The sequence below is a fragment of the Streptosporangium sp. NPDC002607 genome (genome assembly GCF_053592655.1).
Genome location: NZ_JBSFWD010000008.1, coordinates 105052 through 122568, shown reverse-complemented (window position 1 = coordinate 122568; position 17517 = coordinate 105052). Strand labels below are relative to the sequence as shown.

At 69.7% G+C, this 17517-nt stretch carries 16 protein-coding genes; 5 read left to right on the top strand and 11 right to left on the bottom strand.

Going from position 1 to position 17517, the window contains the following annotated elements:
• The first annotated feature begins 69 nt into the window (after window positions 1–69).
• The 3 genes from ACWD3H_RS12060 to ACWD3H_RS12050 all read left to right on the top strand — a co-directional run bounded on the left by ACWD3H_RS12060 (window position 70) and on the right by ACWD3H_RS12050 (window position 1569).
• Window positions 70–393: a hypothetical protein gene (locus ACWD3H_RS12060; RefSeq protein ID WP_451954954.1), complete on the top strand. Its 324-nt coding sequence runs from the start codon at window positions 70–72 to the stop codon at window positions 391–393.
• 163 nt (window positions 394–556) lie between these two features.
• Window positions 557–1201 (top strand): hypothetical protein, encoded by a 645-nt coding sequence (locus ACWD3H_RS12055; protein ID WP_451954953.1) that lies wholly within the window; start codon window positions 557–559, stop codon window positions 1199–1201.
• Entirely contained in the window at window positions 1198–1569 is a 372-nt protein-coding gene (locus tag ACWD3H_RS12050) for a type II toxin-antitoxin system PemK/MazF family toxin (protein WP_451954952.1), read from the top strand. Before ACWD3H_RS12055 ends, ACWD3H_RS12050 begins: the two co-directional genes overlap by 4 nt.
• Before the next feature lie 69 nt (window positions 1570–1638).
• Here the strand turns inward: ACWD3H_RS12050 and ACWD3H_RS12045 are convergent, their stop codons facing one another.
• The 6 genes from ACWD3H_RS12045 to ACWD3H_RS12020 form a co-directional block, all read right to left on the bottom strand.
• Window positions 1639–2058: a PPOX class F420-dependent oxidoreductase gene (locus ACWD3H_RS12045; protein ID WP_451954951.1), complete on the bottom strand. Its 420-nt coding sequence runs from the start codon at window positions 2056–2058 to the stop codon at window positions 1639–1641.
• 349 nt (window positions 2059–2407) lie between these two features.
• Window positions 2408–3100, bottom strand: a complete 693-nt coding sequence (locus ACWD3H_RS12040) for a formylglycine-generating enzyme family protein (protein ID WP_451954950.1) — start codon at window positions 3098–3100, stop codon at window positions 2408–2410.
• 126 nt (window positions 3101–3226) lie between these two features.
• Window positions 3227–3943, bottom strand: coding sequence for an NIPSNAP family protein (locus tag ACWD3H_RS12035; protein ID WP_451954949.1), 717 nt, complete (start codon window positions 3941–3943; stop codon window positions 3227–3229).
• A gap of 65 nt (window positions 3944–4008) precedes the next feature.
• Entirely contained in the window at window positions 4009–4431 is a 423-nt protein-coding gene (locus ACWD3H_RS12030; protein ID WP_355548769.1) for an Rrf2 family transcriptional regulator, read from the bottom strand.
• A 260-nt stretch (window positions 4432–4691) separates the two neighbouring features.
• Window positions 4692–5837 (bottom strand): damage-control phosphatase ARMT1 family protein, encoded by a 1146-nt coding sequence (locus tag ACWD3H_RS12025; protein ID WP_451954948.1) that lies wholly within the window; start codon window positions 5835–5837, stop codon window positions 4692–4694.
• Between the two features lie 303 nt (window positions 5838–6140).
• Complete coding sequence (locus ACWD3H_RS12020; RefSeq protein WP_451954947.1) at window positions 6141–6884, bottom strand: MBL fold metallo-hydrolase; 744 nt, start codon at window positions 6882–6884, stop codon at window positions 6141–6143.
• A 370-nt stretch (window positions 6885–7254) separates the two neighbouring features.
• Between ACWD3H_RS12020 and ACWD3H_RS12015 the strand changes: the two genes are divergently transcribed.
• Window positions 7255–7647, top strand: a complete 393-nt coding sequence (locus ACWD3H_RS12015; RefSeq protein WP_355548778.1) for a hypothetical protein — start codon at window positions 7255–7257, stop codon at window positions 7645–7647.
• Between the two features lie 3 nt (window positions 7648–7650).
• Complete coding sequence (locus ACWD3H_RS12010; protein WP_451954946.1) at window positions 7651–7869, top strand: hypothetical protein; 219 nt, start codon at window positions 7651–7653, stop codon at window positions 7867–7869.
• Between the two features lie 34 nt (window positions 7870–7903).
• Here the strand turns inward: ACWD3H_RS12010 and ACWD3H_RS12005 are convergent, their stop codons facing one another.
• The 5 genes from ACWD3H_RS12005 to ACWD3H_RS11985 are packed head-to-tail and all read right to left on the bottom strand — an operon-like array spanning window position 7904 to window position 17484.
• Window positions 7904–10783: an NHLP bacteriocin export ABC transporter permease/ATPase subunit gene (locus tag ACWD3H_RS12005; protein WP_451954945.1), complete on the bottom strand. Its 2880-nt coding sequence runs from the start codon at window positions 10781–10783 to the stop codon at window positions 7904–7906.
• Complete coding sequence (locus ACWD3H_RS12000) at window positions 10780–13023, bottom strand: NHLP family bacteriocin export ABC transporter peptidase/permease/ATPase subunit (protein WP_451954944.1); 2244 nt, start codon at window positions 13021–13023, stop codon at window positions 10780–10782. The genes ACWD3H_RS12005 and ACWD3H_RS12000 overlap by 4 nt, the downstream gene beginning before the upstream one ends.
• Window positions 13024–13038: 15 nt before the next feature.
• Window positions 13039–13851, bottom strand: coding sequence for an HlyD family efflux transporter periplasmic adaptor subunit (locus ACWD3H_RS11995; RefSeq protein ID WP_355548790.1), 813 nt, complete (start codon window positions 13849–13851; stop codon window positions 13039–13041).
• Between the two features lie 6 nt (window positions 13852–13857).
• A complete protein-coding gene (locus tag ACWD3H_RS11990; RefSeq protein WP_451954943.1) occupies window positions 13858–15219 on the bottom strand; it encodes a SagB family peptide dehydrogenase in 1362 nt (453 codons plus the stop codon).
• A 15-nt stretch (window positions 15220–15234) separates the two neighbouring features.
• Window positions 15235–17484, bottom strand: a complete 2250-nt coding sequence (locus ACWD3H_RS11985) for a TOMM precursor leader peptide-binding protein (RefSeq protein WP_355548796.1) — start codon at window positions 17482–17484, stop codon at window positions 15235–15237.
• Between the last annotated feature and the right edge of the window lie 33 nt (window positions 17485–17517).

Here is a 17517-nt window from a genome sequence, read left to right as displayed (position 1 = left end):
ATCGGTGGTTAATAGGGTGGTATTGGATGTTTCGGCGATGTGGAATCTCCGGCCCTCACGGGTTCAGAGGTGGCCGCGCGCGTCGCCGCCCAGCCAGCGGATTCCGAGCAGGTGGCCCGCTCGCGCCAGTTCCCCTTCCTCCTGGCCGCCTACCGGGCCGCGCCCTCGCTGCGCCGGGCCTACCCGCTGGAGCGGGCACTGGCGCACTCGCTGGCCGGCGTGCCCGCACTCGACGGCCGCACGCTTGTGCCGGTAGACCGGTCGCCGTCGATCCGGCACGGCGCCACCCCGCCGGGAAAGGAGAACCGGCACACCTTCGACGGCCTGACCGACGCGGCCTTCCGAATGATCCCGCTGCTGGAATCCGGCCGTAACGCGACCTGGCCCTTCTGAACGGGACGCGTTGTCGTGATCCGCTGACATTGTCGTAGCCGAGTGTAATGATGGCCTCACGTACCGCCATTAACTATCCCTGGTGGCGGGCGAACGACGATAAGAGCTGAAAACGACTGATAGGAGTAGCGTGGCACTGGGACGGATTCGGGGAGGCGCCGTGATGAGCAGACCCCTTGAGTCGCCCAATCCCCTGGCCAGTGCGGTCCTCGCGATGCTGAAGGCGGCTCGTGAGACGGATGTCGAGCTCACCCCGGAGACGCTGGCGAGGCTCCTCTATCTCGCGGACCTGGATGCCATCGAGTCGGGGCGGACGCAGTTCAGTGGGGCCACCTGGCGATGGGACGACTCCGGTCCCTACGATCACGCGCTCACCCGTGCCGAGGACTGGGTGGTCGAGAGCGAGCTGGTGGAGCGGAGAGAGACGCCGTATGTTGATCGCGGTTCGTACGTGCTCACCGTGACCGTCGACATCGAGGATCCGCTGAGCGCGGCAGACATGGAGTGCGTCCAGAGTGTGGTGCGCCTCCACGGGGGCAAGAGCGCGGCCGACCTGGAAGAGTTGTCCGCCGAGACCGCGCCCGTGATCGAGGCCCAGGTGGCGGGGGATCGGGGGGTGCTGCTCGATCTCAACCGGGCACGGCGCCGTCAGCAGGTGAGGGCGCGTCTTGAGCGCTTCCGATCGCGGCGTGCGGCACGGCCTCCGGTGGAGGACGATCCCGGAGTGGATGACGCGCTCAGGGCGGAGTTTCTGGAGATGAGGGCCAGTCTCCGACGGGCCAACACGAAGATGCTGGATGATCGATGAAGGGATCCATCCGCAAGGGTGGCGTCTACCTCGTCTCCGACCGGTCGCTCACGATGCCCCCCAACGATCAACGCAACTACCATCTCAAACGGCCAGTGATCATTCTCAGCGGCGACGCGAAGAACGAGCAGGCCACCTGGTCTCTGGTCTACGTCGTCCCCACATCGACGTCGACCACGCTCAGGACCGAATACTGTGTCAAACTCGCCCAGGGCACCGGCAACCTACCGAGCAAATGCTGGGCGAGGACGATCTGCGCCCAACCCTTCCTCAAGGAGGAACTCGGTGACTACCTCGGACAGTTGTCACCCCAGGTCCTCCTCCTGATCGAGGAGAACCTGTTCGCCTACCTGGGCACAACCGACTAAGGGCAAGGCCGTCCATCTGGACACTCACCGGCACGGGGGCGTTGCCGAACTCCGGGTCGATTGCGGGTGTCAGCCGGGCTGGCTGCTGTCCTTGTGCTTGCCCCAGCCGTGCCAGCGGTCGATCTCGATCCAGGCGCTGACCCGGCCGCGGTCCCGCTGCGGGTACTTCTTCCCGAGGTACTGCTGGGCCAGCCGGTCGATGTCGGTCAGATCCTTGTCGTCGTGTATGTCGGCGATGTGCCCGATGATGCTGACGTGTGTGTACCAGTTGCCCTCGTCGAGCACGGTGAGGCTGACCCGTGGGTCGTCGCGTAGGTGGTTCAGCCGCTTGCGGCTCTCGTCCATGTTGACCAGGATCCGGCCGTCGTCCCAGAGATACCAGGTGGCGGTGGACACCGGCCGGCCGTCGGACTGGAGCGTTGTGATGACGGCCGGATTCGGCCTCTTCAGCATGGCGACTGCTTCCTCGGGAAGCGGCGGGTTCGACATGATCTCTCCTCTTCGCGTCGGCGTCTCACGCCCCGGACGGTGACGGTTACGCGACCTTCCGTACGCGGTCCGTTCCGTGCTGGGACGCCGAGGGAACGCCTGTCGAGGCCGGAATCCCCGGCCCCGGACAACCGGCCGCAGGAGTGAGAGTGCCCATCTCGGGTCGAGCCGCAAACCCTCGACCTTGGGACTTTTCCCGGACCAAGGCCGGTGCGGGGCTCATCAAGGGCAATACCTGTCCTTCGTGACTCCTCCGCTCCCCGAAGGGAGCGGCTTCTCGCCAAGCCGCCGCGGCGTCACAAAGGGCAAGCCCTGCCCTCAGGACATGGACGGCGAGCGGGGCGCCCACTCACCGCGATCGGGCGAGCCGGAACCCCAGGTCGTCGATGCGGAAGGTCGGGTGACTCTTGCGGCGGCACGACGCCCGGCATCCCCGGGCGTGGTCGTACACCCCGCCGCCCCGGAACACCCGGTACGGGCCGTAGACCTCGGGATCGTAGACATCCCAGCACCACTCCCACACATTGCCGATCATGTCGTGCAGGCCCCACGCGTTCGGCGCCCTGGTCGCGACGTCGTGCACCTCGCCGCCGGAGTTCCCGCGGTGCCAGGCGATCTCGTCCAGCTCCCCGTAGCGCACGCCGGAGGTCCCGGCCCGGCACGCGTACTCCCACTCCGCCTCGGACGGGAGGCGGTAGCCGTCGGCCGCCCAGTCGCAGACCACGTCCTGGCCGTCGGGGTCGTCGCCCATCGCGTAGCAGGGTTCGAGCCCCGTCGTCCGTGAGAGCAGGTTGCAGAACCGGACGGCGTCCATCCAGGAGATCTCGGTCACCGGCGTCCACGGCCCCGCCGGACTCGCGGGCACCTCGCCTCGAACGGCGCGGTACAGCTCGCGGGTCACCGGATACGGCGCCAGACAGAAGGCCCCGACCTCGACCTTCCAGATCGCCTTCGTGCCCTCGTCCCGCAGGAAGATGCTCCCGGCGGGAATCTCGACCAGGTGCTCGGCGATCGCCTGGCGCAGCGTCGACTCGGAGCTCATCGCAGGTCCCGTTCCACTCGATCGGTCCGGGTGAACGACATGCGGACACACCCGTTCGCGAACGCTACCAGGCGCCCCACGTCACACGCGTGTCCTGCTTGAGCCTGACCCGAGGGCGACCGCGTCTCAACGCAGCAGTGATCGCGCGGTGGGCGCCAGACGGAGCCGCTGGGGAGTGCCGGTGAGCGTTTCCGACAGTTCCGGGAGCACCCGATCACGCCAGGGGCGCGAGCGGGCCAGCCGGTCCCGATGATCGGCGAGATCGTCAGGACCGGTGAACCGGGAGAACCACACGAAGACGTTCTCCCCGGTGCGGACCGGCAGGGCGGGGAAGGTGTTCTCGGCGTACTCGGTCCGCAGGCAGGCCAGCAGCCGTGCTCCGGTCTCGGCCAGCACCGGTCGTACGGAGCGGTCGAAGAAGTCCACGAAGGCGTCGTCGAACGGCCGGTCGCGGTGGTAGATCGTCGCGGTGACGATCGACGGCGGCGCGGCATCGCCGACCGGAGGCCGTGCCGATGCTGGAAAGTCCTCTCTCGCACGCAACAGCAGCACGTCATCGGAGTCGATCATCGTCGCGTTGGCCCGATCCCGGTTCGCCTTCCAGACCGGACCGCCATAGAAGGAGCGCAGTGCCTCGGCCCGGTGCTCCATGTCGGGGAATCCGCGCAGCCAGACGAACCGGTTCGGAGCGGCGAGGTCGCGGAACTGGCCGATGACGGTCATCCCCGCCGCCTCCTGGGACTCGATGAACTCCCTCTCGAAGAGGTCGATCAGCACATCACGTCCCCCCTCGTGCAGGGTGTACTGCCTGAGCTCGACGATCGGGCATCGGCTGTCCTTCACCGGTGAAGATCCTTCCGTGTTGCTGGAACAAACATTGTTACTACTGAAGGCGTGCGTCATCGCGCCTACAGGCAGTCCCGCAGCACATCGGCGATCGAGGTGCGACCGAGTTCGCGGCGCAGGCTCTGGTCGGCCTGCTCGTAGACCACGCCCAGCACGGGCCGGATGCCCCTGCCGATCGGGCACTCCAGGTTGGGCTCGGTGCGGTGCATGGCGAAGAGCGGTTCTCGCTCCACGGCGTCGTACACCTGGAGCAGGGTGATGTCCTCGGGTGCGCGGGCCATGCTCCAGCCGGCCCCGGCCCCGTGACGGACCTCCACCAGGCCCGCCCGGCGCAGATCGCCGAGGCTGCGCCGGATGATCACCGCATTGGTGTTGACGCTGGCAGCGACCTGCTCCGAGGTCAGCCACTCCTGCCCGCGCCGCTGGGCGAGCGCGATCCAGGTCAGAGCGTGTACGGCGATCGTCAGCCGGCTGTTCGCAGCCATCGTCCTCCTTGCCTGTAACAATGTATGTTACATCCAGACGGCCGACACCGAACCGATGCCGGGCGAAGGAGCCAGGCGCGGGCAGGAACTTCTTCGTTCGCGGGGTTCGGGAGGGGTTTACGGTCCGAAACCAGCGCGGCCCCGCCCGGCGGATCGGGGTGACGGGGCGCGGTACAACGACACCTGTCGAGGCCGTCGGGAACTGCTCAGGGCCGTGACGATGGACGGCGGGAATGTCGAGGACCGGATCGGGAAGCACGTCAGGAACCGCTCCCGGGCACCCTTTCCCGGAGGTCGGCCTGGAGGAGCCCGTAGCCGCCGGTAACGCGCCAGTCCGGGGTGTCCGCGTCGAGGTTTCTCAGGGTCGCCGGGGGGATGCCGACGGCCACGTCGGATTTGAGGGTGCGGAGCGCGGCGACCGGGCCGGGAAAGTACGCGACCGTGTCGGCGAACGGGGTGGTGGCCGGCCAGGCCCGGTCACCCACCAGCCGCCGGTAGTTGAGATCGCCCTTCATGATGGTCAGCGACGCCCGCTCGAACAGAACCGCGAGGTCGGCGGGGAGCCGGCGGAAGGACCAGGGCGCGCAGTAGAAGTCGTGGACGTACGGCGAGAGTCTCCCGTCCGCGGTCGCCTTCCGGAGCCGGTGGAAGGGCGCGCCGTCTGTTTCGGCCAGGCGGTCCAGGGTGTCCGCGAGGTCGGTGGTGGTCGCGTCGGACACGTAGTAGGGATGCGGCTTCAGATGAAGAGCGACCGAGGCCGCGTGCCCGTGTTCCAGGAGATGGTCGATGAGGATCAGGTCCGCGAGCAGCTCGCGCCCGGCGTTGTCGGCCACCACCACGACCTCGGCCCCGGGAGCGAGCGCGTTCCACATCTTCGTGCTGTCGTCGCAGACCAGCTCGGTACTCGACGATTCGGTGAGGGTGCCCATTGCGAAACTCAGGTCGGCGCGGTTGCCCCAGAGCGCGGCCAGCAGCTTCGCCTGACCGGACGCGCCGGCCGTCGGCCACTCAAGGTCGTCGAGGGATGCCAGCTCGGCCCGCTTGAGAGGGGCGAACGGGTCCACTCCCCGCCACGGTCCCGGTTCGAAGAACCCGACCGCGTCAAGCACCCGCCGGTAGAAGTACGACTCCGACCAGAGGAAAGGGGCGTCCGACCAGGGTTTTCCGAAATGCTCGGCTCCCCAGCCCGCCCACACCTCCCGATCATGGGCCTGCGCGCCGAGCGGCTCCATCACCCCGGAGAAGATCTCGGCGAGCAACGCGTCCAGCGCATCGTGCTCTTTCGGACCGTACGAATTCGTGTCCTTGATCTTCGCTACCAGCTTCGGAGTGCGATCGTGCCAGACCTGCCAGGCGTAGCCCTTCGGATCGCTGTTCAGCAGCTCGGGCGGTAGCTCGTCATTCACCGGAAGTTCTCTCGCTCCTCGTCGGCGGGCGTCCGTATGACAACCGTACGCGTCGTGCCAAGCGACACGAGAGTGGGCTCTGACCCACTCTCGATGATCGTGTGACTCAGGGTGAGATCGAGAGCTTCGGACACATGGTGCCGGTGTACAGGCTGACATGCACAGCGATTCGCCCCTGCAATGTCGGTCGAGGTCGATCACCGAAGCAGTCCGGCCGCCATGCGCGCGAGGATCGATGCGATCGTAGACGCGCACCTCATGCCGCATCGGCGTAAACGCGGTCGAAGCCGGAGGAGGCCTTGCTCAGGAAAGATCGATGGCGAGACCGGAAGTGGCGATGCCGATCTCGCCGTCGTATTCGGCCCCGGCGGCGGCTTGCGCGGCTGTGGCGTCTGTGCCTGGCTGCAGGTGAGTCAGTAACAGGTGTCGGGCGCCGGCTTCCTTGGCTTGCCGGCCTGCCTGGCGGGCGCTCGACAGGTGGCGCCGCGAATCCTCCGGAACCCGGTCCACATAGGTGGCCTCGGCCAGAAGCAGATCAGCGCCGCGCGCCAGGTCCACCACATCGGGGCTCGGGCCGGTGTCACCGGTGTACGCGAGCACCCGCTCGCCCGCTGTCAGCCGTATGCCGGCATTGGGCACCGAGTGCGGCAGCAGACGGGTCCGCGCGCGGAACGGGCCGATGTCGAGCGAGTCGCCGGCGGTGAACTCGTGCAGGACATAGACGTCGGTCAGCATCCCCGGGCGGTCCAGCGCGAGTACCGCATCCAGGGCGCCGGGCAGCGAGTACACCGGCAACGGTGCCGGCGGGTCATCACGCAATGCCCGCGCCCGCAACAGCGGGTTCAGGTCGGCACAGTGATCGGGATGTCCGTGACTGATGAACACCGCGTCGACCTGATCGGCGGTGATCCGTTCCAGCAGCCGCGGCACCGTCGCATATCCAGGGTCGACGAGTAGCCTGAACCCATCGTGCTCCACGAGGTAACCACTGCAGGCCTGGCCCGCCCCCGGCCACGCACCGCATCCGCCAAGGATTGTCAGCAGCATCCATGAACCCTAACGGCCGTATGAGCTGTGCATGTTCGCTCGTACCTCGCTGTGCACGTCAGCCCGTACGCCGACACATGGTGTCGTTGATCGCGATACCGTGACGGGCCGCGCATGGCAGTGGCCCCCCTGCTCCACCGGCTCACCGAGTTCCGCTTTTTCGGTCACCCGTCATCCGCGATGAATTCAGATCTCTGCCGCTTCGCGTAACGAATGACACGCGCGACACCCACGAGGTGCTCAGGGCCGACGGGATCAGGCTGGACACGGCCGACCGGGCGGACCCCCGGTTCGGTGACATCGGTTTCTGTCGGATTGAAATGCTACTGATGGCCGTCACAGTGATTCCAATTATTTGTGGAGCTGCCAGATGGCAACGGTCACCTTCAGGGATGAGACCGCGACGGGAAAGCCGATAGAGGAGTTCACCCTCCCCGACCTGCCGGAGAGAATCTCGGCGCGGGAACTGGTCCGGCTCAGGGTCCGCGAGGAGGTCGCCCGGTACAACGCGGCCCCCGCCGCCCGGTTCAACGGCCTGGTCCGTCCCGAGGACGCCGAGGTGGAGTTGAACGGCTACCGGATGGGCGCGAAGCGGCGGATCGACTGGGAACGGCAGGCGGACACCGCCGAGCGGGCGTTCCAGCGCAACGGGTTCCTGCTGCTCGTCGGGGAGCGTCAGATCGACGACCTGTCCGAGATGATCGACCTGACCGTCGACCCGGTGGTGTCATTCATCAAGCTCGTTCCGCTGGTCGGGGGCTGAGGAATGGGCGTCATCGACGACTTCCCCGGCTCTCACGACTATGTCCTGCGCTACCTGGACGCGTCGGACCGCGACGCCTTCGCCCGCTTCGACGCGGCCTTCGAGGAGGGGACGCTGGGGTGGTTCCGGAAGTACCACCGGCCGGTCTGGGACGCCCTGCACGACCAGATGGAGGACGCGCTGACCGAACCCGCGGAGAACGGCCCGGCCGCCCATCAGTGAGATCACGGCGCCGCGGCGGCTCGCCGAGCCGCACTCAGGAGAGCTGACGGGTGGCCAGCTGGGCGAACAGGCCGTCCTTCACGGCCAGTAGTTCGTCGTAGGTGCCCTGCTGGACGATCCGTCCCTCGTCCATGACCACGATGCGGTCGGCGGCCACCACCGTGGAGAGCCGGTGGGCGATCACCACCCGGGTGGCGTTGAGCCGGCGGGTGCTCTCGGCGACCCGGCTCTGGGAGGGATTGTCCAGCGCGCTGGTGGCCTCGTCGAAGAAGACGATGCGGGGCCGGGCGACCAGCGCCCGAGCGATCATGAGACGCTGCCGCTGGCCGCCGGAGAGCGTGCTGGTGCCCTCGGAGAGCACGGTGTGCATGCCCATCGGCATGGCCCTGATGTCGTCGGCGAGCCCGGCCATCTCGGCCGCCGCCCAGGCGTCGTCCACCGTGTGGATGCTGCTGCCGACGATGTTGGCCTGGATGCTGCCCGCCTGCAGCGCGCCGTTCTGGAGCACCACCCCGCACTGGCGGCGGACGGCGGAGACGTCGAGTTCGGCGAGGTCCTGGCCGTCGTAGAGCACGGTGCCCGACAGCGGAATCTCGAAGCCGAGCAGCAGCCGCAGCACCGTGGACTTGCCGCTGCCCGAGGGGCCGACCAGGGCCACGAACTCGCCGGGCTCGATCGACAGGGCGACCCCGTCCAGGGTCAGCGGACCGTCCTGGCCGTAGCGGAACGACACCTGGCTGAGTGCGAGCCGTCCGGACAGGTCGCCGGGGTCGGCCTTGGTGCCGTCGGTCTCCGGCCGGGCCTCCAGGATCGGCTTGATGTTCTCCATCATCGGCACGACGCCCATCGCGGTGACGGCGGCGGCGGTGAACTGGAGGCTGGAGGCCAGCAGCAGGCTGAGCGCGGTGAAGAACGGCAGGAAGGTGGCGACCGAGACCTGGCCCGCCATCGGTCCCGCCACCACCGCGAACACGACCCCGGTGCAGACCAGCGGGAATCCGGCGTTGAACGTGGTCACCGCGTTCTGGATGCGACGGGCCGAGGCGGTCAGCGAGCGGCCCCTGGTGACCTCGCGCGTCCACTCGGCGAACGCCCGTTCCTCGGCGGCGGCGGCCCGCAGCTTCGGCATCGCGGTGAGCATCTGGAAGACCCGGGCCGACATGGTCCGCTCGTGCTCGTAGGACTGCCGCTGCCAGCGGAGCTGCATCCGCCCCGCGACGATGGCGAACCCGAGCCCGAACAGCATGAGCCCGGTGGCGACCAGGGCCAGGCGCACGTCGTAGAAGTAGACCAGGACCAGGTTGGCCGATCCGGTGAGCAGCCCCAGCGTGGCCGTGGTCAGCATCCCGGAGAGCATCTCCTGCGCCGAACTGATGCCCAGCACCGTGGTGCCCAGCTCACCGGTGGAGTAGCGGGCGAAGAACCCGGCGGGCAGGGAGAGCAGCCGGGTCCACAGGCCCGACTGCAGGGCCGAGGTGGTGCGGCTCTCGACCCGCAGCACCGCGATGTTCTGCACCACCGACAGGGCCGCGATCACGAACCCGGAACCGATCACCACCAGGGAGCCCTGCACGATGAGGTCGAGTTCGGCCCGGACCGTGAACACGCCGAGCACCTTGCCCGTCATGATCGGGACGAGCAGTCCGAGCAGCGCGACCAGCACCCCCATGGCGGCGAACCGCAGCAGGTCACGGTAGTTGCCGCTGTCGAGGAGCCCCAGGCGCAGCAGCGCGCCGACGGTCTTGATCGAGGCGGGCAGCGGCCGGTACAGCACGTGCGCCCGGTTCTCCAGGTTGCGGGCGACGGCCGCGGTGACCGGGGTGAGCACGCCGTCGTCCACCATGACGTAGCCGCGGCCCATGGTCAGCAGCGCCACCGGGCGGCCCGCGGAGTTGCTGCCCACCATGGGCCCCAGGTCCTGCGTCCACCACGGGCCGTCCAGCCGTACGAGCCGGGTCCTGACGCCGGAGGCCAGCGCTATCGCCTGCAGGTCGCCCACCGGGCGGTCCTGGCTGCCGCGCCGCACCGGCGGCCGGACCTCGAACCCCAGGTGCGCCGCCACCAGCCGGGCCGCGGCCAGCGCGGGCGGATCGTTGGCCACGTCGGCCAGTTTCACCTGGACCTCGGTGTCCCGCAGCACGGCGTCGAAGCTCCGTACGGCCTGCGTCAGCACGGTGCTCTCGCGTTCACGCAGGCCGGTCAGGGCGGCGCGCTCCTCCTCGCGTCGCCGTTCGAGGCGTTCGTCGACGGTGTCGAGCAGCCGGACGGCGTGGGCGGCGAGGAACTCGCAGAGCAGGCCCTCGTCGAAGACCGAGTGCAGCGAGCGGGTCCGCAGCCGGGTCCTGGTGCGGGCGACGAGCCAGTCCCTTTCGGTCAGGCAGATGTCGCTGCCCGCGCCGAGCACCAGATCGTTGCCGCCGACCTCCACGTCACCCGCCTCGACGCGCACGCAGCGCACGCCGTCGACCGATCGCACGGCGCGGCCCGCGTCCAGCTCGGCCGTCCCGTTGCCGGGCAGCGGGACGAACTGGCGGGGCGGCAGGGGAGCGGGCAGCGCCTGGGCCAGCAGTTCGATGCCGCGGCTGAGCCCCTTGACCAGCCAGGCGGCGGCCTCGGCGGGCAGGTCGTGCAGAACCGCGACCGGGACGTCGGAGAGTACGGCGCCGGGCACCGGGCGGGCCACGATCACGTGGCGTGGCCCCGACCGCACCCCGCAGGCCAGCACCGTGCCCGCTTCGGCCCGGCCCAGAAAGTTCCAGCGGCCGTCCAGCTCGTCGTCGGCGGTCCGGACCGCGAACAGGTCCACCGCGCCGGCCTCGACCAGCAGCATCCGCCCGGGGTTGTCGAGGATCGTGAACCGCTCGGTGCCGAGGTCCAGCGGGATGGCGATCCCGGCGAGAGCAGCGGGGCTCACAGTCCTCCTCCGGTGTTGAACAGCCGCGTGTAGATGCCGTCGGCGGCGAGCAGCTCCTCGTGGATGCCGCGCTCGGCGACCTCGCCGCGGTCCAGGACGATGATCTCGTCGGCGTCGCGGATGGTGGACAGCCGGTGGGCCATCAGCAGGCAGGCGCAGCCGCGGCGGCGCAGGTTGTCCATGATGACGTACTCCGTCTCCGGGTCCAGGGCGCTGGTGGCCTCGTCGAGGATCAGCAGGGTCGGCTCGGCGGCCAGGGCGCGGGCCAGTTCGAGCCGCTGCCGCTGGCCGCCGCTGAAGTTGCGGCCGTCCTCGCGGACGAACGAGTTGATCCCGCCGGGACGGGCCAGCACGGCGTCGTAGACGGCGGCGTCGCGGAGCGCGTCGAGCACCACCTCGTCGGGGACCGCCTCGTCCCACAGGGTCAGGTTGTCGCGTACGGTCCCGGCGAACAGCACGATGTCCTGGTCGACGTAGGCCATCGAGCTGGCGAGCACGGTGCGCGGGATCTCGTCCAGCGGGTGGCCGTCGAGCAGGATCCGGCCGGCGCGTGGCTCGTACAGGCCGGTCAGCAGGCGGCCCAGGGTGGATTTGCCGCTGCCGGAACCGCCCACGATCGCGACCCGGCTGCCCGGTGTCATGCTCAGCGAGAGGTTCTTGATGACCGGATCGCTCAGCGGGCCGTACCCGAAGGTGACCTCCCGCAACTCCAGGCGGCCCTCCAGGCGGGTGCCGAGTTCCGCCTCGCCGCCGGCACGCTCGAAGCAGCGGGCGATCGGGTGCCGCTCCACGTCGTGGATGCGCTTGGCGTCGGCGCTGAGGTCCTGCAGGCGGCCGCCGAGGTTGGTGAGCTGGGTGACCGGCCTGCTCAGCGCGGCCAGCAGGGTCTGGAAGGAGATCAGGATGCCGATGCTGAGCACGCCTTCCACCACCCGCAGCCCGCCGATCAGCAGCATCAGGCCGGTGTTCACCGTGGCCAGCAGGGGCGGGACGACGACCAGCACCGCGGTGGGCACGCCGAGCCGCTGCTGCGCGGAGACGACCTTGGCCAGGAAACCCGCCCAGCGGGTGAAGGCGTCGGGCTCCGCGCCGGTGGCCTTGACCGTCTCGATCATGCTGAGCGTGGCGAAGGTGGTGCCGGTGAGGTTGCCGCGGTCGGTGCGGAGTGCGGTGACCGCGTCCTTGCGGGCCCGGGCGACCCAGCGCAGCACCAGGATGTTCAGCGCCGCCATGCCGACGCCGATGACGCCGAGCAGCACGTCGTAGCGGACCAGCAGGGCGGCGTAGAACGCCACCAGGACCATGTTGATCACCGTCAGCGCGAGGTCGCGGGAGAGGATCTCGGCCACCGTGTCGTTGGTGGAGATCCGCTTGGCGACCTCGGCCGGTCGGCGTTGCAGGAAGAACTCGATGGGCAGCCGGAGCAGGTGACGGAAGAAGCGGGCGGAGCCGACCAGCCCGACCCTGATCTCCAGCCGCAGAAGGTAGTACTGCTGCACCGAGGTCAGCACGAAGGTGGCCGCCGCGGTGAACACCATGACGATCAGCAGCGGCGGCAGGATGTCAGGGGAGTTGCCGCTCAGCACCCGGTCGATGAACACCCGGTAGTAGGCGGGCCCGGCGATGCCGGGCAGCAACAGCAGCGCGCTGGCCAGCAGCACCAGCGGCAGTGCGCGTCCGGACGGCAGCCGCCACTGGAGCAGCGCCTTGCTGAGCTTGGCGCGTTCGCCCCCCGGCTTGAAATCGGGGCCGGGTTCGAAGGTCAGCATGATCCCGGTGAAGCCGGAGTCGAACTCCGACCACTCCATCAGCCGCGGACCCGAGGAGGGGTCGTTGATCGCGACCATGGTGCGGCCGAACCGGGTCACCAGTCCCTCGACCACGATGAAGTGCTGGAACGCCCAGAAAATGATCACCGGCCCGCTCTGGTCGCGGAGCAGCTCGGCCTCGACCTGGAACCCCTTGGCGATCATTCCGTAGGAGCGGGCCGCCGCGAGCATCGAGGATGCCTTGGACCCGTCCCTGGACACCCCGCACCGGCCCCGCAGCTCCTCAAGCGGCACGTGCTTGCCGTAGTGGCCCAGGACCATCGCCAGCGCGGCCGCGCCGCACTCGACCGACTCCATCTGGATCACGGTCGGCACCCGGTGCCGGTTCTTCCTGCGGGGGCGCGGGGGGCGTGGCTGGTTCTTGGGCGCGGGCTTGGCGGGCTCCGCGGGGTTCAATGTCGTGTTCGTCATCGGTGTCTCCTCCGCTCAGCGCCCGAGCACCAGGTCGAACGGCGTCTGCTCGCCCAGGTGGATGGAGGCCGACACGGTCACCTGGGAGTCGAGCTGCACGGGCGGTCCCTGCGCGGTCGACCAGGTGTATCCCGAGTGCGAGTTCTGGTCGGGGATCAGGTCCACGATGATCATCAGGGGGGCCTGGACCGCGGCGTATCTTTTGGCGGCCAGCTCGCCGCCGACCAGCCCGGCCAGCGCCTCACCGGTCAGGGGGTAGCGGCTGACCGAGGTGACCTGGCCGCGCAGCAGTCCGAAGGCCGCGGCGGGCGCGGTGGACACCTCCAGGTCGACCGGGCGGCCGGGGGCGATCCACGCCGCCCGGTCGGCGGGTACGAACACCATGGCGACCAGGCGGTCGTCGGGCAGGTCGGTCCGCTCGACCGTGGCGACCGTGGTGCCGACGGCGACCACCTGGCCGTCGCTGACCGTGGTGCCGACCACCTGGCCGGTGAACGGGCTGGCCACCTCCTGGGTCTTGCCGTCGGCGTCCTGCAGCTCGGCGACGGACTGGCCGACGATCACCCGGTCGCCCGGCCGGACCAGCACGCGGCGGGCCAGCCCCGAGTAGTGACTCTGGATGCGGGCCGTACCGCCCGGGTGGGTGAGGACACCCGGGGCGGCGACCGAGATGCGTAACTCGCCGACGAACGCCCAGGCCAGCCCGCCCGCCATCACGATCATCACGACGAAGACCGCGATCCAGCCCCGGGGGGTGGCCAGCAGGGTGGGGGAGTCCAGCTCGTCGGGCTCGCGCATCCGTTGCAGCGCCTGGTAGCGGAATCTCATCGCGGTCTACTCCTCCGTCCGGGGCCGGGAGCCGAGTACGAGTTCCCCGACCGTGCCCTCAAGGAGCGGGTCGCGTCCCGAGGCGGTGGCGAAGGCCGCGGCGTCCCCGCCGCCCAGGCCGCACACGGCCAGGTCCATCGCGGTGGCCACCAGGTAGAGGGTCTGGTAGAGCACGCCCACGTGTTTGAGGACCAGCGGGTAGGCGACGGTCTCGTACTTCCACATCACCCGGCCGAACCGGGCCGCCACCAGCAGCACCACCTGTGGATCCGCCTCCAGCATGGCGGCGCCCCGAGCCTGGCCGACCAGTGCCTCGGTGGCCTTGCCCGGCTCGGCGACGAGCTCCAGCTCGTGCCGGTCGGTCGCGTAGTGCCACAGGCCGGGCGGCAGTCCCTCGCACGCCGTCACCAGCGGGTAGACCTCCAGCTCGTGTACGGCGCCGCCGCTCGGATACGGCCGGTCGGCCAGTTCCTGGCCGTCGCCGCCGGTCATGGTGCCCCGCCTGCGCAGGCTCCGGTAGAGCAGCTCGCCGAGCTGGGCGAGGGTGATCGGTCTGTCCTGGTCATGGGCGCGGAGCGAGCGGCGTCGTTCGAGCACCTCGGTGAGCGACGGGTCCCCGGCCGCGATCTCGTCCAGGTCGGGCACCGGCAGCGCGACGGTCCGGGTACCGGCGGGCGGCGGGGAGACCGGTTCCGGTGCGAAGCGGTCCTTGATGGGATAGGTCCCGCCGTATCCGCCGACCGAGGCGGGGAAGCGGGTACGGGAGTGGAAGGCCAGGTCGGCGGGGTGCCACTGGGCGTAGGGGCGCTCGGCCACCTCCACGTCCTCATCGGGACCGCCCGGCGCCAGCAGGCCGGCCGTGGCCAGTAGCCGCAGCACCGGGGCGGGCACCGAGGTGCTCCAGGTCGCCAGCTCGCCGAGCAGTCCGGCGGCCTGCGGCATCAGCTCGACGGCCAGGTGCCGGCCGGGGGTCTGCAGGGTCAGCGTGCCGTCCACCACCCGCGCCTCGGCGAAGCGCGACAGCCGTACCGGGCCCGCGGGGGCCGCGGCCAGCAGCGTCGAGCCCCGGCCGACGGAGAAGAGCCTGGCCACCACGGCGCCGTCCACCGCCGCGGCGTGTTCGAGCAGCCCGGAGGTGTTCAGCCCGCGGAACAGCAGGTGCCAGCGGAGCAGTCCCGCCTCGCCGTCCGCCGTGGTCACCGCGCCTGCCAGGGCGGCGTCATCGTGGTCGCCCTCGGCCAGCAGCTTCAGGGCCGTGCCCTGTCCCGGTGACAGGTTCCTCAGTTCGAGAGCCGTGGTGGTCAGTTGGATGCGCTCACCGGAGAACGACGCGTCCCGGCGCAGCCGGGAGACGATGATGGGGTTCATGGGGGGACCGTTCACTTAGAAGAACACGTTCCAGGAGTTGATCTCGTCCTGGGGGGTCGGCCGGTCGAGCCAGCCGAGCCGTACCGGTGCGTCGTAGAGGCGGCCCGGTGCCAGGCGGCGCCAGAAGTGCCGCAGGCCGGGCGCCATCACCTTGACGACGTTCAGGTCCAGGTCGGGACGGGTCTGGTCGAGGACGATCACTTCGGATCCCGCCGCCTCGATCGAGTCCACGCATCGGCGCACGCACACGGCCAGGTCGGTGGGGGCGGGCGGGCCGACGGTGACCGGTGCGAGGTCCTCCGCAGGCAGCAGCCAGGGCTCCCCCTCCAGCCTGGCCTCCTTGCACCAGGCCAGCATCTCCGGGTCGTCCACCCGGTAGAGCGTGTTGCCCTGCTCGTCACGCCGTTCCACGGTCGGCAGGAACTGGTTGAGCTCGGTGAGCGCGCGGAACGCCGCGATGCGCGGATCGGGGTGGCAGCCGAAGCCGACCATGATGTCCTCCACCTCGTGGCGGCGCCGGGAGACCGCGGCGTACACCGGGATGCCCACGTCGGTGGTGAGGTCGAGCATCCACAGGTCACGGTCCATGGCCCCGTAGAAGTCACGCAGCTCGCCCACGTAGGGGTCGTTCAGCGAGTCGAGGTCGAAGGCGGGGCGGCGCAGCCGGTTGTACCACCACAGCGCCACGGAGTCGCGCTCGACCAGCTCGCAGATGCCCTGCAGGATGGCCTCCTCCAGGGTGTTGCCCGCCGCGCTGCCGTTGGAGTCGGCGATGCAGAAGAAGTGGCGGTAGAGGTCGGGGTGGCCGTACCAGGCGTAGGCGGCGGGGACCAGCCGTTCCTCGTCGCGGGTCAGCGACCAGGCCCGCGACCAGTCGAACGGCACGTTCTCCTCGAACGGGTCGGGCACCTGCTGCAGCCGGTGCGCCGGGTCGGCGTTCCACTCCTTGCGCCCGGCCCGCTGCTCGTCGGAGAAGAGCAGCAACCGGTCGGGGTGCACCGCGGTCGCCGGATCCAGGTCGGCGTAGGCGGCCTGGATGACCACCTCGTCCCCCCGCCAGACCCCCGAGTACCGTTCGATCGCCTCGCAGACCGCGCTGACCTTCGCCTGGATCTCCGAGCGCCCCTTGCCGCCGCTCTGCCCGCGCAGGTTGCGGCGGAGCAGGTCCATGCTGTCGTTGACCATGGCGAAGTTGTGGCCGGCGGCGTAGCTGTAGGTCAGGCCGCTGGGGTCGGCACCGATCGAGACCAGCTTGGTGATCGCGCCCAGGTGGGGGCTGATGTGCCGCTCCAGCCGCGCGAACGTCTCCTGTGGCTGGTTGACCCGGTAACCGCCGTCGGTGACGTGGTTGGCCTGCCGCGGGGCGAGCACGATCTTGGGGTTGCCGTCGGACGGCGTGCCGCACGAGGGACACTGCGGCTGGCGGATCAGTATGTGCCTGCTGGTCTCCATGGTCGCCAGGTCGAGGGCGACCATCTGACCGCAGAGCGCACCCGGCTCGCCGGTCGCCACGATCCTGGCGACCTCGGCCGCCAGCATCCCGGCCAGCGCCAGCGGTCCGGCCGCGATCTGCGCGCGCACCGGGTGGAACGGCGTCCGCTCGCCCCGCTTCCCCGCCAGGTAGCGCTCCAGCTGGCGGTTGCCGCTGAGCCGTTGCGCCAGGCACGACCAGCAGCCCGTGTGGTCGGGATCGAGGAAGGGGCCGAGCCACGGGCTGACACCGCCCGGTTTGGCCAGCAGCCAGGGGAGTCCGGATGCCAGCTGCGACGCGTTGCGGCGCTCCAGGGCCGGGTCGAGGTAGTCGTCCACGAGCACGACCGAGACCCCCTCGGCGGGCACCTCGTCGATCGCGCCGGTGAGCACCTTCAACCCCAGCTCGGTCAGGGCGGCCGTGACCGGTGTGGCGTCCACCCCCTCGGCGGCCGCGACGGTGACCGGCGTGCCCTTCGTGACGGCCGCCGGATCGATGCCCAGCGCGTCCCAGTAGGCCAGCACCTTCTCCGGCAGGTCCGGCCTGCCCTCCGCGAGGTGCCCCGCCGCCTCGTAGCGGCGCAGCGTGGTCAGCACCGTGGTGAATGGCACGCTCCCGGACAGCTCCTGGACGATCTCACTCACGCTCCTGCGGCCGTCGAGGTAGGGGAGCACCGCCACGGCGGCCTTCCCCGGCACCAGGAAGTCCTTCCCCTCGGCGAACAGGAAGACCCGGGATCCGTCCACGACCTCGACATGGAAATGGGCCTTTAGTCGTGGACTCTCCATCAGCATCCGCCTTTTTATAACAAGCTCTCGACAACCCTC

Excerpts from the sequence above, each read along its gene's own strand:
- ACWD3H_RS12055 (WP_451954953.1), top strand. The coding sequence starts at position 557 with ATGAGCAGACCCCTTGAGTCGCCCAATCCCCTGGCCAGTGCGGTCCTC.
- ACWD3H_RS12050 (WP_451954952.1), top strand. The coding sequence starts at position 1,198 with ATGAAGGGATCCATCCGCAAGGGTGGCGTCTACCTCGTCTCCGACCGG.
- ACWD3H_RS12045 (WP_451954951.1), bottom strand. The coding sequence starts at position 2,058 with ATGTCGAACCCGCCGCTTCCCGAGGAAGCAGTCGCCATGCTGAAGAGG.
- ACWD3H_RS12040 (WP_451954950.1), bottom strand. The coding sequence starts at position 3,100 with ATGAGCTCCGAGTCGACGCTGCGCCAGGCGATCGCCGAGCACCTGGTC.
- ACWD3H_RS12030 (WP_355548769.1), bottom strand. The coding sequence starts at position 4,431 with ATGGCTGCGAACAGCCGGCTGACGATCGCCGTACACGCTCTGACCTGG.
- ACWD3H_RS12020 (WP_451954947.1), bottom strand. The coding sequence starts at position 6,884 with ATGCTGCTGACAATCCTTGGCGGATGCGGTGCGTGGCCGGGGGCGGGC.
- ACWD3H_RS12015 (WP_355548778.1), top strand. The coding sequence starts at position 7,255 with ATGGCAACGGTCACCTTCAGGGATGAGACCGCGACGGGAAAGCCGATA.
- ACWD3H_RS12010 (WP_451954946.1), top strand. The coding sequence starts at position 7,651 with ATGGGCGTCATCGACGACTTCCCCGGCTCTCACGACTATGTCCTGCGC.
- ACWD3H_RS12000 (WP_451954944.1), bottom strand. The coding sequence starts at position 13,023 with ATGACGAACACGACATTGAACCCCGCGGAGCCCGCCAAGCCCGCGCCC.
- ACWD3H_RS11995 (WP_355548790.1), bottom strand. The coding sequence starts at position 13,851 with ATGAGATTCCGCTACCAGGCGCTGCAACGGATGCGCGAGCCCGACGAG.
- ACWD3H_RS11990 (WP_451954943.1), bottom strand. The coding sequence starts at position 15,219 with ATGAACCCCATCATCGTCTCCCGGCTGCGCCGGGACGCGTCGTTCTCC.
- ACWD3H_RS11985 (WP_355548796.1), bottom strand. The coding sequence starts at position 17,484 with ATGCTGATGGAGAGTCCACGACTAAAGGCCCATTTCCATGTCGAGGTC.